At 57.4% G+C, this 13,593-nt stretch carries 10 protein-coding genes; 8 read left to right on the top strand and 2 right to left on the bottom strand.

Annotated elements, in window-relative coordinates; translation table 11 throughout:
• The first annotated feature begins 57 nt into the window (after positions 1-57).
• From rplI to BUC26_RS12690, 8 genes are all read left to right on the top strand, one after another.
• Positions 58-513 carry a 50S ribosomal protein L9 gene (gene rplI, locus BUC26_RS12725; protein ID WP_073376594.1) on the top strand — a complete coding sequence of 152 codons (456 nt, stop codon included), beginning with the start codon at positions 58-60 and terminating at the stop codon, positions 511-513.
• 187 nt (positions 514-700) lie between these two features.
• Positions 701-2,077 carry a replicative DNA helicase gene (dnaB, locus tag BUC26_RS12720; protein WP_073376592.1) on the top strand — a complete coding sequence of 459 codons (1,377 nt, stop codon included), beginning with the start codon at positions 701-703 and terminating at the stop codon, positions 2,075-2,077.
• A gap of 64 nt (positions 2,078-2,141) precedes the next feature.
• Positions 2,142-4,631, top strand: a complete 2,490-nt coding sequence (leuS, locus tag BUC26_RS12715) for a leucine--tRNA ligase (protein WP_073376590.1) — start codon at positions 2,142-2,144, stop codon at positions 4,629-4,631.
• Positions 4,632-4,721: 90 nt separating this feature from the next.
• Positions 4,722-5,249: an LPS assembly lipoprotein LptE gene (gene lptE / locus BUC26_RS12710; RefSeq protein WP_073376589.1), complete on the top strand. Its 528-nt coding sequence runs from the start codon at positions 4,722-4,724 to the stop codon at positions 5,247-5,249.
• A gap of 59 nt (positions 5,250-5,308) precedes the next feature.
• Positions 5,309-6,313: a tRNA dihydrouridine synthase DusB gene (gene dusB, locus BUC26_RS12705; RefSeq protein ID WP_244155850.1), complete on the top strand. Its 1,005-nt coding sequence runs from the start codon at positions 5,309-5,311 to the stop codon at positions 6,311-6,313.
• Positions 6,314-6,345: 32 nt separating this feature from the next.
• Entirely contained in the window at positions 6,346-7,413 is a 1,068-nt protein-coding gene (locus BUC26_RS12700; protein ID WP_073376585.1) for a KamA family radical SAM protein, read from the top strand.
• A 179-nt stretch (positions 7,414-7,592) separates the two neighbouring features.
• Positions 7,593-9,143, top strand: a complete 1,551-nt coding sequence (locus BUC26_RS12695) for a sensor domain-containing diguanylate cyclase (RefSeq protein WP_073376583.1) — start codon at positions 7,593-7,595, stop codon at positions 9,141-9,143.
• Between the two features lie 126 nt (positions 9,144-9,269).
• Entirely contained in the window at positions 9,270-9,980 is a 711-nt protein-coding gene (locus BUC26_RS12690) for a DUF6901 family protein (RefSeq protein ID WP_073376581.1), read from the top strand.
• A gap of 205 nt (positions 9,981-10,185) precedes the next feature.
• Here the strand turns inward: BUC26_RS12690 and priA are convergent, their stop codons facing one another.
• Positions 10,186-12,714 (bottom strand): replication restart helicase PriA, encoded by a 2,529-nt coding sequence (gene priA, locus BUC26_RS12685; protein ID WP_073376579.1) that lies wholly within the window; start codon positions 12,712-12,714, stop codon positions 10,186-10,188.
• On the bottom strand, positions 12,711-13,583 hold the full coding sequence (gene galU, locus BUC26_RS12680) for a UTP--glucose-1-phosphate uridylyltransferase GalU (protein ID WP_073376578.1): 873 nt from the start codon (positions 13,581-13,583) through the stop codon (positions 12,711-12,713). Before galU ends, priA begins: the two co-directional genes overlap by 4 nt.
• Positions 13,584-13,593: the final 10 nt, after the last annotated feature.

Below are 13,593 nucleotides of genomic sequence, written 5' to 3'. Positions count from 1 at the left end.
CAGAAACACCACTGCTTAACAGAATCGTCAAGCATAACCCGATATGAGGAATCAACCATGGAACTCATACTGAAACAAACCATAGAAAAGCTGGGCCGTGAAGGCGACATCATCAAGGTAAAACCCGGCTACGGCAGGAATTATCTGCTGCCGCAGGGCAAAGCGGTCCTCGCCACCCCGACCAACCTTGCCGTCCTTGAGAAACACCGGGCTGAGATCCAGGCCCGCCTTGCCTCAGAGCAGAAGCAGGCAGAGGCTGCGCTCAACAAACTCAACGGTGTCGTCCTTGAATTCGATGCCTTGGTCGGCGATGACGACAAGTTGTTCGGCTCCATCTCCGTAAACGATATTTGCGAAAAACTAGCCGACAAGAAAATCGTCGTAGAGAAGAAGCAGGTCATTTTGAGCGAACCGATCAAATCACTCGGCGAACGTCAGGTCTCCGTCAAGGTCGGCTTCGACCTGTTTGCTGAAATCACCGTTAAGGTAAGTGCTCAGCAGAGCGACGCCTGACATCCGGCACGCCGTCCGGCGCCTCGCTTGTCCGCCGCCGACACATCCTGGCCGGACAATTCCGGGGCGGCGGAGACGAAATATGAACACACCGGCAGTTGGCCAGCTGTCCCGGTGTGTTTTTGTTTTGACAGCAAAGAGACGTTGTATTAGACAGCAACCTGTGGTCCCCTCGAAGCAGATGCCTATGAATGATTTACTCTCGTCAGCAACAGCTCCCAGCCGTCCGGCCGGGAGCCGTGTCCCGCCGCACAACGTCGAGGCCGAACAATCGGTGCTCGGCTCGATTCTGCTCAAGGACAAGGCCTTCGCGACGGTGGTCGATATCGTTTCCGCCCAGGATTTCTATCGTGACAGTCATCGGATCATCTTCTCGGCGATGATCGAGCTTTTCAATCGCAACGAACCGCAGGATCTGGTCACCATCACCAGTCTACTCAACGACACCAGCCGGCTTGAAGCCGCCGGCGGTGCTTCCTACCTGGCGTCGTTGACTTCGATCGTGCCGGTTACCGCCAATATCGCCTCCTATGCCCGAATCGTTCGCCAGAAGTCGGTCCTGCGTAACCTGATCAACGCCAGCAGCGATATCGCCAACCGCTGTTTCGAGGAACAGGATGATATCGATCAACTGGTCGATGACGCCGAACAATCGATTTTCGATATCGCCGGCAAGAAGGACACCACCGTCTTCCAACCCCTGAAAAGCGTCATCCCCGGCTGCTTCGACAAGATAGAGCAACTCTACAAGCGCAAGGAACTGATTACCGGGGTACCGACGGGCTACTACGAACTCGACAAACTGACCGCCGGCCTGCAGCCGTCGGATCTGATCGTGCTGGCCGCTCGGCCGTCCATGGGCAAGACCGCCTTTGCTCTGAATCTGGCCCAGCATGCCGCGCTCGTCGAAAAGACCGGTGTCGCCGTCTTCAGCCTGGAGATGTCCCGAGAACAACTGGCCATGCGTCTTCTCAGCACCGTCGGGCATATCGATTCGCAACGGATCCGCACCGGGCGGTTGCATACCGAAGACTGGCCGCACCTGACCCGGGCTGTCGGCATGCTCTCCGACGCTCCCATTTATATCGACGACACCCCGGCCCTTTCCGTCCTCGAGATGCGCTCAAAGATACGGCGACTGGCGGCCCGAAATGATATCGGCCTGATCATCGTCGATTACCTGCAGTTGATGCGGGGGCGCAACGCCGAGAACCGCACCCAGGAAATCAGCGATATCTCCCGCTCGCTCAAGGCACTTGCCAAGGAACACGGCGTACCGGTACTGGCCCTGTCCCAGCTTAACCGTGGCCTGGAAAGCCGGACCGACAAACGGCCGATGATGGCCGACCTGCGCGAGTCCGGCGCCATCGAGCAGGATGCCGATGTGATCTGCTTCATCTACCGGGATGAGGTCTACAACAAGGCAGAAGACAATCCCAATAAAGATATCGCCGAGATCATCATCGGCAAACAGCGAAACGGGCCGACCGGGCTGGTTCGCCTGTTTTTCAAAAAAGAGTACACGATGTTCGAAAATCTCAGTTCCTACGACGAATCGTCATGAAACGGGTCGATCGCCCGTCGACTTCCAGCAACCACAGACCAGTCAGCTGCAGGAGAAAAAAGGCATGAGTGAGGACAGCCCTTTTCCACAGAAATACGATTTCTGCACCGTGGAAAAACGATGGCAGGAGTATTGGGAAACCAATAAGACATTTCGCGTCGTCGAAGACGAGGCGAAAAAGAAATATTACGTGCTGGAGATGTTCCCCTACCCATCGGGTCGCATCCACATGGGACATGTCCGGAATTATACGATCGGTGACGTGGTTGCCCGCTACAAGCGATTGCGTGGCTACAACGTGCTCCACCCGATGGGCTGGGACGCATTTGGGTTGCCCGCCGAAAATGCCGCTCAGAAACACCGAACCCACCCGGCCAAGTGGACCTACGAGAATATCGCCTACATGAAGTCCCAGTTAAAAAAGCTCGGTTTCTCGTATGACTGGGATCGGGAATTCGCCACCTGCGACGCCGGCTACTACCACTGGGAACAAAAGCTGTTCCTGGAAATGTATGACCGTGGGCTTGTCTATCGTAAGATCACCACGGTCAATTGGTGCGATACCTGTCAGACCGTACTGGCCAACGAGCAGGTCATCGAAGGAACCTGCTGGCGCTGCGACGCGTTCGTGCAACCGCGAAAAATGCACGGGTGGTTCTTCAAGATCCTCGACTACGCCGACGAACTCCTCCAAGACCTGAGCACGCTCGACGGCTGGCCGGAAAAAGTGGTGACCATGCAGCATAACTGGATCGGCAAGTCGACCGGTCTGATCTGCAATTTCCCGATCGAAGGCGGTGATGAAGAGCTCGCCATATTCACCACCCGCCCCGACACCATTTTCGGTGTTACCTTCATGTCGATCGCCGCCGAACACCCCTTGGTCGATACCCTGATTGGTGGCGGTAACCGGGAAAAAGAGCTGCGGGCCTTCATCGCCGCCATCGCCGATGAAAAACGGCGGCGCCCGGTAACCGACGAACTCGACAAAAAAGGGATGTTTACCGGCCGCTACTGCCGCAATCCGTTCAACAATCAGCGTGTACCGATCTACATTGCCAACTTCGTGCTGATGGAGTACGGCACCGGCGCCGTCATGGCCGTCCCGGCGCACGACCAGCGCGATTTCGAATTCGCCCGGACTTACTCGCTGCCCATCGTGCCGGTGGTCATCCCGCCCGACACCGAACTCGATCCCGACCAGATGACGGCCGCCGCCACCGAGCCCGGTCGCCTGGTCAACTCGGGCACCTTCAACGGCATGGACTCCATCGAGGCACAGGCCGCCATCATCGTCCATGCCGAAGACATCGGTTGCGGCACAAGCCACACCACCTATCGTTTGCGTGATTGGGGGATCTCCCGGCAGCGCTATTGGGGAGCGCCGATCCCGATGATTCATTGCCCGAGCTGCGGCGTGGTCCCGGTTCCGCTCGAAGATCTGCCGATCCGCTTGCCGGACGGCGCCGATACCGGCGCCGAGGAATGCACCCCGCTCAGCCGCCGGCCTGACTTCATCAATACCACCTGTCCGTCCTGTGGCGGACCGGCCCAGCGCGAAACAGACACCATGGACACCTTCGTCGAGTCGTCGTGGTATTTCGCACGCTTTGCCTGTTCCGACAATGACGACGCCATCCTCGACCGTCGTACCGACTACTGGCTGCCTGTCGACCAGTACATCGGCGGTGTCGAACACGCCATTCTGCACCTGCTCTATTCACGTTTTTTCACCAAGGTGCTGCGCGATCTCGGCTATTTGAACATCGATGAACCATTCACCAATCTGTTGACCCAGGGAATGGTCATCAAGGATGGGGCCAAGATGTCAAAGTCCAAAGGAAACGTGGTCGATCCCGATCAGTTGATCGGTCAGTACGGCGCCGATACCGTTCGCCTCTTCAGCCTGTTTGCCGCCCCGCCGGAACGCGACCTGGAATGGAACGCCCAAGGGGTCGAAGGGGCCAGTCGCTTTCTCAATCGGGTCTATCGCACCATCGCCCATCTCGCCGAACACCGCACCATCGCAGCCCCGGCCGCAGAACCCGACGAAAGTGATCGTGACCTGCAACGAAAACTGCATCAGACCATTAGGAAGGTGAGCTTCGACATCGACAACGATTTCCATTTCAATACCGCCATCAGTGCGGTCATGGAGTTGTTCAATGCGCTGTCCGCAGCGACCGACGAAACGAAGCCGCAACAGGCAACCCCGGCTGTCATTGAAGAAGTCATCAGGACCATGCTGGTCCTGCTCTCCCCAATGGTGCCGCATTTCTGCTCGGAGATGTGGCGCATCATGGCTTTCACCGATACGCTCGAGGATCAATCCTGGCCGTCCTTCGATGAGAAGACGGCTCGTGAAGATCAACTGACCATTGTTCTCCAGGTCAACGGCAAGGTCAGGTCACGTCTGCAGGTTGGCGCCGACATCAGTGACGAGTCGCTCCGTGAACAGGCCGTAGCCGATGCCAATATGGTCCGCTATATCGAGGGCAAAGCGATCAAAAAGATCATCGTCGTCAAGAAGAAACTTGTTAATATCGTTGTTTAATACTAGTATAAAACAGTTCCGGCGCCGCTGGCTGCCGGCGGTAAGACGACAGTCGCTGTCGTTTTCAACCCATCAGAAAGGAGTCCTGCCGTGAAACTGCTCGTTCGTTTCTTCGTGGTTGTTCTGGGAACCACCCTTCTGCTCGGTGGCTGCGGATACCGCAATCCCTATGTCTATTCCGGCCCGGAAAAATCCATTTACGTGACCACCTGGAAAAACCGAACCAGTGAGCTGCAACTCGATGCCGATATCTACCAGGCCTTGATCAGATGGTTCCAGAAATCCGGCTCCATCTCCATTACCAAGCAGAAGGAGGGGGCCGACCTGATCCTGGCCGGCGAGATCATCTCCTACAATCTGCCGAGCCTCACCTATGGCGCCAATAATGCCGCTTCGACCGTCAAACTGCGCCTCAGGGTACGCTATATCCTGAAGGAGCTCAGCACCGACAAGGTGCTGATCGAGCAATCCTCGGAAGAATGGATCGAGGATTTCCGGGTCAGTTCCGATTCAGCACTGACCAGGGACAATGGCGACCGGGCTCTGGAAACCATCATCGAAAACATGGCGCAGAAAATCTACCAACGCTCCCTGGTACAGATTTCCAAACTGCCCTGACTAACCGGCTTTCTTGAACGCTCACGCCGGCCTCCGGCCGCTGCACGTGCCAGGCCGGCGTGAGTAGACATCGGCCCTTCGGGCCGGTCGTTCGTGCAGCGTTTCGCATTCACGTATTATCCGAGATCATGTCCATCGGCAACGTGCCTCTCTCCGGACGATTAATTCTTGCTCCACTCGCCGGTTACAGCGACCTGCCGTTCCGGCTGTTGTGCCGGCGGCACGGCGCAGCCCTCTGCGTGTCGGAAATGATCAGCTCGCACGGAATCGCCTACGACCAGGCGGCCACCAATGCGCTGCTCGTCAGTTACCCCGAGGAGCGGCCAGTGTCTTTCCAACTCTTCGGGGCCGACGCCGCGATCATGGCAGCGGCCGCCGACCGGCTCAACGATTATCATCCGGACCTGATAGATATCAATATGGGCTGCCCGGTCAAAAAGGTAACCAAACGAGGCGGTGGCGCCGCCCTGATGAACGACCCGGAACTGGCCGAACGAATTATCTCAGCGGTGGTGGCGGCAGCCGACTGCCCGGTTACCGTTAAATGTCGGATCGGACCGGATCGCGCCAATATCAACGTTACTGAGTTCGCCCGCATGGCCGAGGACGCCGGCGCCGCCGCCATCACTGTTCATGGCCGAACCTGGAAACAGGGTTTTTCCGGACAGGCCGACTGGCGCCAGATCGCCCGGGTCAAACAGGCCGTCTCTATTCCGGTGATCGGCAACGGAGACATCAGCGATTACCACCAGGCACAGGCACGACTGGCTGCAACCGGCTGCGACGCAGTGATGATCGGCCGCGCGGCGCTTGGCAATCCCTGGGTATTCTCCCCTGCCGGTCGACCCGGCTCGCCTGAAGGCATCCTCGCCACCGCCCGGCAGCATATGACCCTGATAGCAGAGCATGGCAACACCACCCATCTCGGTGCCATAAAAAACCATATTGGCAGGTATTACAAGGGCATGCCTGGTGCAGCTCGTTTTCGTGCAGCCATCTACCAAGCAACCGACTGGCAGGCGCTGACCGCTATTCTCAACACCGTCAGCGTGCCGTCGGATTGAGACTGCCTCCCTTCTTTCTTTTACCGATTCCGATGACACACTGGAAACACTTGCTCCGTCAAAGCATTACCAGTTACGAAGAGCTCTGCCACTGTTTTCCCGGCCGGATCGATCCGGCCGTCGCTGCGGTCATCGAGCGTTATCCGCTCCGCATTAATCCCTATTACCTGAAACTGATCCGGACAACCGGTCTGCCGCTTTTTCTGCAGGCCGTTCCCCGTCCGGAGGAACTCAACGATCCTGTCGGGATCCCCGATCCGCTCGCCGAAGAAACGCTCAGCCCGGTCCCCGGTATCGTGCACAAATACCCGGACCGTGTCCTTTTTCTGGTTACGAACCAGTGCGCGCTCTTTTGCCGGTTCTGTACCCGCAAACGGCACGTCGGTCGGCCGAGCATGCCGGGAGGCGATTCGTCGTTTGCCGCCGGTCTTGACTACCTGAAAGATCACCCGGAAATCAAAGACGTGCTGCTCTCCGGCGGCGACCCGCTGTTGCTCGACGACGACCGGCTCGACGAGATACTTGCCGCACTGCGGGCCATCCCTTCGGTGGAAATCATCAGGATCGGCAGTAGAGTGCCGTGTACCCTGCCAATGCGCGTTACCAAGAAACTGTGCCGGACCCTTAAGCGGTACCATCCCCTTTTCATCAATACCCACTTCAACCATCCGGCGGAGTTGACCGACGAAGCGCAACTCGCCTGCCACCGCCTTGCCGATGCCGGCATTCCCCTCGGCTGCCAGACCGTTCTTCTCAGGGGAGTCAACGATTCGCCGGCGATCCTGCGCGACCTGTTGCGCGGCCTGCTGCGTCTGCGGGTCAAACCATACTACCTGTTCCAGGCCGACTTGACCAACGGCACCGATCACTTCCGGACGACCATCGAAGAAGGCCGAGCCATTATGCGAGAATTAATCGGCTATTTATCCGGCATGGCCATCCCCACGTACGCCCTCGACGCACCGGGGGGAGGTGGAAAAATCCCGCTGACTCCCGAATATCAGGTGGCAAGCCATGATATCTTCCGGTTTCAATCCTATCGTGGTGAACTCTGCAGCTATCCCGAACCGCCCCCGCCCCCGACTCATTTTTCAACGTGAAAACTTGCAACGTTTGATTCGAAAACGATATAGTAGGTGACAACATCTATCACGCGCCTGCTGCTCGTTATCTGTCCCGCTCTCCTCGCCGCCCTCCGGCGGCACCGTGGCGGCGGTGGGCGCATGCTTGCGGGACGAACCGAGATCGCCTCCACAATCACGAGCAGTACGGGACTTTTATGGATCACGACGAACTATTGAGAACGGTGCTCGCCTCCGATGAGCTGCCAACCCTGCCGACGGTCGCCTCCAAACTCATTACGCTGACTTCTCGGGAAGATACGACACTGACCGATATCGCCGATCTGATCGCGCAGGACGTATCGCTGTCGGCAAAAATACTCAAGGTGTCCAATTCATCCTTTTACAGTTTTCCGCAACAAATCGGCTCCATCAAACAGGCCGTATCGATCCTTGGCACCAACGCGGTGCGAAGTCTCGTCCTCTCCTTCTCCTTCCTCTCGATTCGTAACGGATCGCGCAAGAGCCGCTTTGATTTCGCCAAATTCTGGGAGAGGTCGCTGGCTGCCGCCGTCGCCTCGAAACTGATTCTGGAAAAGGTCAAGGGGGTCGATACGGAGGAGGTATTCATTTCCGGGCTCCTGCAGAATCTTGGGGAATTGATCTTTGCCCGCACCTTTCCCGACACCTACGAACAGGTTATCGAGGCGGTTGCGGACAATCAATATGACCTGCTCAATGCCGAACAATCGCTGCTCGGGATCACCCATTGCCACATCGGCTATGAAGTCGCCAAACACTGGTCTTTCCCGGAAACCCTGCTGCAACCGCTCCGGTTTCATCATCGTCCGGCCGATTACCAGGACGGCGACCGGACCATTCTGGCCACGATCAAGGCCGTCTATCTCTCCGATCTGCTGATCAATATCCTCTTTTCCAGCAAGCCGGAAGAATACCACAAGCAATTTCGCAAAGAAGCAAAAAAGCTTCTTGGACTGACTAACGAGGACATCGAGGACATCCTGGAGAAAGTCCATATCAGTGTCGTCCAGGCCGGTGCATACTTCGGCCTGAAGATGAAACACACCAAATCCATCCAGGAGATCCTGCAAGAGGCAAATATCCGGCTCAGCCTGCTCAATCTGGATTACGACCAGATGAATAAGCAATTGGTCGCCGCTAAGATCGAACTGGAAAACCTTACTCGGGAACTGGAGAAAAAAAACAAGATTCTCGATAATCTCGTCCATATCGATGGGCTGACCGAGATTTACAACCACCGTTATTTCCAGACGGCCCTTGATCGCGAAATCGACCGCTCTATCCGACAGGACGCCTCAGTGTCCCTGCTGTTCATCGATATCGATCATTTCAAAATGTTCAACGACACCTACGGCCATCAGTTAGGCGATGAGATCCTTAAAGATTTCAGCTCACTGCTCAAATCTCACCTGCGCACCTACGACACCCTTGCCCGTTACGGCGGCGAGGAATTCGGTGTTATCCTCCCGGCCACTGATGGTGATACCGCGCTGCTCGTCGCCGAAAAACTTCGGGCTGAAATTGACGACAACGAATTTCTCGTCGACTCTGAAAAGCACCATGTCTCCGCCAGTTTCGGTGTCTGTTCGAGTCGCCCCGGCGTTGAGGACGATTTTTCCAAATCACTGATGATCAGCCGGGCCGACCAGGCACTCTACGAAGCCAAGCGCCAGGGACGAAACCGGGTCTGTCTGTGGACCCCGAAAAAGAAATGGTATCGGCTTTAGCATAACCGGACGCAAACCGACGAAGACCACCAACCATCAATAAAGGATAGCCAATCGTCATGCAGAATACCTTGCAAGATCATTGTTCATCATCCAAAAATTTTCCGGCTACCGCCTGAAACGACCATGGATCAACACGATATCACTATTAATTACAGTTTCGATCTGGCCAACGGGACGAAAAAGCGCTTTCTCATCAGACTCGACCCGGCGACCTCGCTGATGCGCCCCTCTTCGAACAGCAAAGCGGAATGGACCAAACTGGCCACCCACCAATGCACTTGCTGCCGGCTGGATCGCGAGCGAATCGGCCATTGCCCGGTGGCGATCAACATCGCCGATCTGGTCACTGCGTTCAGAGACATCCTGTCGCATGAATCATGCACGGTTTCGTGCATCACCACGGAACGAACAACCATCAAAGAGACTATCGTCCAGGACGGTTTAAGCTCGATCATGGGCATCATCATGGCCACCAGCGGCTGTCCGACCCTGGATATCCTTCGTCCGATGGCCAGGTTTCATCTCCCCTTCGCAACCGTTGACGAATCGATGTTCCGCATCGTGTCGGTCTATCTGCTGCGTCAGTATTTTATCGAAACGGATGGCGGAAAGCCTGATTATCACCTTGATCGTATCAAACAATACTGGCGGCAGATCGAACAGGTTAACGAGGGGATGCTCAATCGAATTCGCTACGCGGCGGAACTCGACGCCGACAAAAACGCCATCGTCATTCTCAATTGCCTGGCCCAGATCTTACCGATGGAAATTGACGAAAATCTCAACTCGCTGCGGCCATTTTTCTTCCGCCAGGAAACACCGCTCGACCCGTAACCGACCGGGCCGAGGTTTTTTATGAAAATCGGTGTTCCAGACTGATGGTCGGCTCTTCCTCCAGCTGCAGCTCTCCGGCTGTATCGCCCATCTCGATCATCGGGGGGACAGGTTTTAACCTGTCCCCCCGCTCACTTTCACTAACCAGCCCTTCCGACCATGACGCCCGATTTTCATCGTTACTTGTGGCGTACCGTCTTGGGGGTTAGAGCATATTTTCCGGGTCGACATCGATCAGCACCCGCTGCCCCCCCGATCGCTGAAAAGATGCTGCCAGGAAATCGGTCAGCCGGTGCAGGTTGGCCGTATCCGTCGACTTGAGCAGGATCTGCCAGCGATACTGGTCGCGCAACCGTTCGATCGCCGCCGGCGCCGGCCCGAGCACGGAGATCTGCGAGGACAGCGCATTGCCACTGATCCACTGCCGCGCTCCCCGACCGATATCCTCTGCCCTGGCGCGCGCCCGCGACTCCTGCCGATCTTCAACGAGAAAGAACACCAGCCTGGCGAACGGCGGAAAACCGGCGGACGCCCTGATCCTCACCTCCTGTTCGGCCAGATCGGTATAACGGTGTTCGGCCGCCAGTCCGATGGCGTAATGATCCGGCTGCAGGGTCTGGATGATTACCCGACCGGGCGTATCGCCTCTTCCGGCTCGCCCGGTAACCTGGGCTATGAGTTGATAGGTCTTCTCGGCGGCGCGATAATCGGGAAAACTGAGCCCGCTGTCAGCCAGCACGATTCCAACCAGGGTCACGTCGGGAAAATGTAACCCTTTGGCCAGGATCTGTGTGCCGACCAGCACATCGAGCTCTCTCTTGCCGGCCGCCCTGAGCAGACCGAGAAACGTGCGACGATCGGCGGCGATATCCGAATCGAGTCGGGCGATCCGCGCCTCGGGCAACAACGCCGCCACTTCCTCACCGACCCGTTCGGTACCGAACCCGACGGGGTGCAACCGGGTCGAACCGCAGATCGTGCAATTCGTCGAAGACGGGAGCCGGTAACCACAATAGTGGCAGAGCAGCAAATGCGGTCGTTTATGCAGGTTCATGGTCACTTTGCAATGACGACATTCGACCATCGTACCGCAGTCGAGACACACAACTGACGATGAGAATCCCCGCCGGTTGATCAGCAGGATGCTCTGCTTTCCCTGGTCAAACGTCTCCTGCAGGGCCGCTTTTAATTCCGGATGAAACAGTCCTGCCCCCTGCCGCTGCTGCTTTTTCATGTCAACGATCGACACTTCGGGCAGGCTTCGACCGCCTACCCGCCGGGTCAGCTGCAGCAGCTCGTACTTGGTGCTGCGCCCGTGTTGATAACTGGTTACCGACGGGGTCGCCGAACCGAGAATTACTACCGCGTCATTCATTTTCGCCCTGACGATTGCGACATCACGGGCTTGATAGCGCAGGCCGTCCTGTTGTTTGAAGCCGCCGTCATGTTCCTCATCGACGACCACCAGACCGAGGTCGGGCAGCGGTGCAAATACGGCTGATCGTGCGCCGACGACGATCTTCGCGGCGCCGGAGAGGATCCGGCTCCATTCATCGAACCGCTCGCCCGGCGACAATCCGGAATGAAGCAGGGCCACCAGCGGGCCGAAGCGAGATACAAAATGCGCCTCAAGTTGGGTGGCCAGGGCTATTTCGGGCACCAGAACCAACACTCCACGCCCCTTTTTCAATGTCCGTTCGGCAGCGGCAAGATAGACCTCGGTCTTGCCGCTGCCGGTAATGCCGTGCAGCAAGAAGGTGCGATAGGCTTGCCGCTCGAGCGGATCCACGATCGTATCTATGGCCGCCCGCTGCTCATCGCTGTGGTGCTCGATACGGGGGTAAAACGGCAACAGGTCGCCCAACGGGCTGCGATAAACCCGGCGGTCCAGAGCGGTGACCAGGCCTTCCGCCGCCAGGGCCTCGATGATCCTCGCCCCGTAGGGATACTCTGCCGCCAGTTCCCGGCGCGGGACATCGGCGGCGCCGCTACCGGTACCGATCGCCGCCACGGACAGCAGGGTTTTGACCTCGGCCCGGCCCGGCTTTCGGCCGATCTTTGCCAGCACCCACCGCTCGACCGACGCAGCTGCCGCGGGATCACCCGCAGCACCGCCAATTTCCCGACTCAGTTCCTCGTCGATTCGGTAGCAGCGTTCGAGCTTCTTGCCGACAGAATCCTTGCTGCACCGTTTGATCACGCGTACCGCCCCGGCATCGATCAGTCGATTGACCGTTGCCCTATCGCGCCTGTCGGCGAGCACCTTCTTGCTCTCCCGCGGCGACAGGGAACCGCCGGACATAAGTCTGGCCAACCAACCTTCGGTAGGTGTGCCGGTCGACCAGTCTTCAGCCTCGCCAGCGCCCTTATTTTCTGTCAGGCATATGACCGGCTCAACACTGACCTTCAAGCCGCCGGGCAGCGCTGTCTTGATCACCTGGCCGAGGGGATAGTGGTAATACGCAGCCAGCCAGCGGAACAACTCGACCATGGCGGCAGGGAACAACGGCACCGCATCGATGAGGTCAAACACCTCCTTGAGGTCGATCGAGACGTCCTGGCGTTGTCCGTCCGTCAGGATATAACCGCTGGCCCGGCCACCTCCGAACGGGACGAATACCCGGCGCCCGACCAGGGTCCGGTCCGGCTCTTTTTCGTCGACCAGATTATCCGGCAGCAGATAGGAGTAGGTCTGCCTGACCGGGGCGGCAACGGCAACCTCCACACACCTCATAACGACGCAATCGTCTCCTGCAGAAAACTCTTGAAGGATGGTCCGAGCTCGTTGTGACGCAATCCGTACGCGACGATTGCCTGCAGATAGCCGAGTTTATCCCCGGCATCATACCTGGTACCTTCAAATTCATAGGCATACATCTCGCGTCGTTTGCACAGGGCGAGTAAGGCGTCGGTCAACTGGATCTCACCACCGTGCCCGGGCGTGGTGTTGCTGAGAATGTCGAAAATGTCCGGTTTCAGGATATATCGGCCAATGATCGCCAGGTCGGAATCGGTCGTACCGGGCGCGGGTTTTTCGACCATCCGGGAGACTTTGTAGGTTCGATCACGACCGTTGGCCTCTCCTTCGACAATACCATACTGGTACGTCTGCTCATGCGGCACTCGTTGCACGGCAACGATGGACTCACCCACGTCGCGATACAACTCAAGCATCTGTCGGGCGCAGGGCACATCGCTGAGCACCAGGTCGTCGCCGAGGCAGACCATGAACGGTTCATTGCCGACGATATGACGGGCCGTCCAGATGGCGTGACCAAGGCCAAGCGGTTTCTTCTGTCGTACCGAGACGATATCGATCAGGTTTGAAATCATGTCGAGTTCTTTGCCGAGCGTCGTCTTGTTCTTTTCCCGGAGGACGGCGTCCAGATGGAAATTATAGTCGAAATGGTTCTCGATAGCCGACTTCCCCTCACTGGTGACGAAAATGATCTGCTCAATCCCGGAGTTAACTACTTCTTCGACAATATATTGGATGGTCGGCCGATCGACGATGGTCAACATCTCTTTCGGTATGGCCTTGGTTGCCGGCAGGAACCTGGTTCCCAGTCCGGCAACGGGAATAACTGCTTTACGGATGTCCATGGACTTCTCC

This window comes from Desulfofustis glycolicus DSM 9705 (genome assembly GCF_900130015.1).
Lineage (GTDB): Bacteria > Desulfobacterota > Desulfobulbia > Desulfobulbales > Desulfocapsaceae > Desulfofustis > Desulfofustis glycolicus.
This window is presented reverse-complemented; position numbering and strand designations above follow the sequence as displayed.

Bases quoted from the DNA above. Each gene is read 5' to 3' on its own strand.
- rplI (WP_073376594.1), top strand. From the start codon at position 58: ATGGAACTCATACTGAAACAAACCATAGAAAAGCTGGGCCGTGAAGGC.
- dnaB (WP_073376592.1), top strand. From the start codon at position 701: ATGAATGATTTACTCTCGTCAGCAACAGCTCCCAGCCGTCCGGCCGGG.
- leuS (WP_073376590.1), top strand. From the start codon at position 2,142: ATGAGTGAGGACAGCCCTTTTCCACAGAAATACGATTTCTGCACCGTG.
- BUC26_RS12700 (WP_073376585.1), top strand. From the start codon at position 6,346: ATGACACACTGGAAACACTTGCTCCGTCAAAGCATTACCAGTTACGAA.
- BUC26_RS12695 (WP_073376583.1), top strand. From the start codon at position 7,593: ATGGATCACGACGAACTATTGAGAACGGTGCTCGCCTCCGATGAGCTG.
- BUC26_RS12690 (WP_073376581.1), top strand. From the start codon at position 9,270: ATGGATCAACACGATATCACTATTAATTACAGTTTCGATCTGGCCAAC.
- priA (WP_073376579.1), bottom strand. From the start codon at position 12,714: ATGAGGTGTGTGGAGGTTGCCGTTGCCGCCCCGGTCAGGCAGACCTAC.
- galU (WP_073376578.1), bottom strand. From the start codon at position 13,583: ATGGACATCCGTAAAGCAGTTATTCCCGTTGCCGGACTGGGAACCAGG.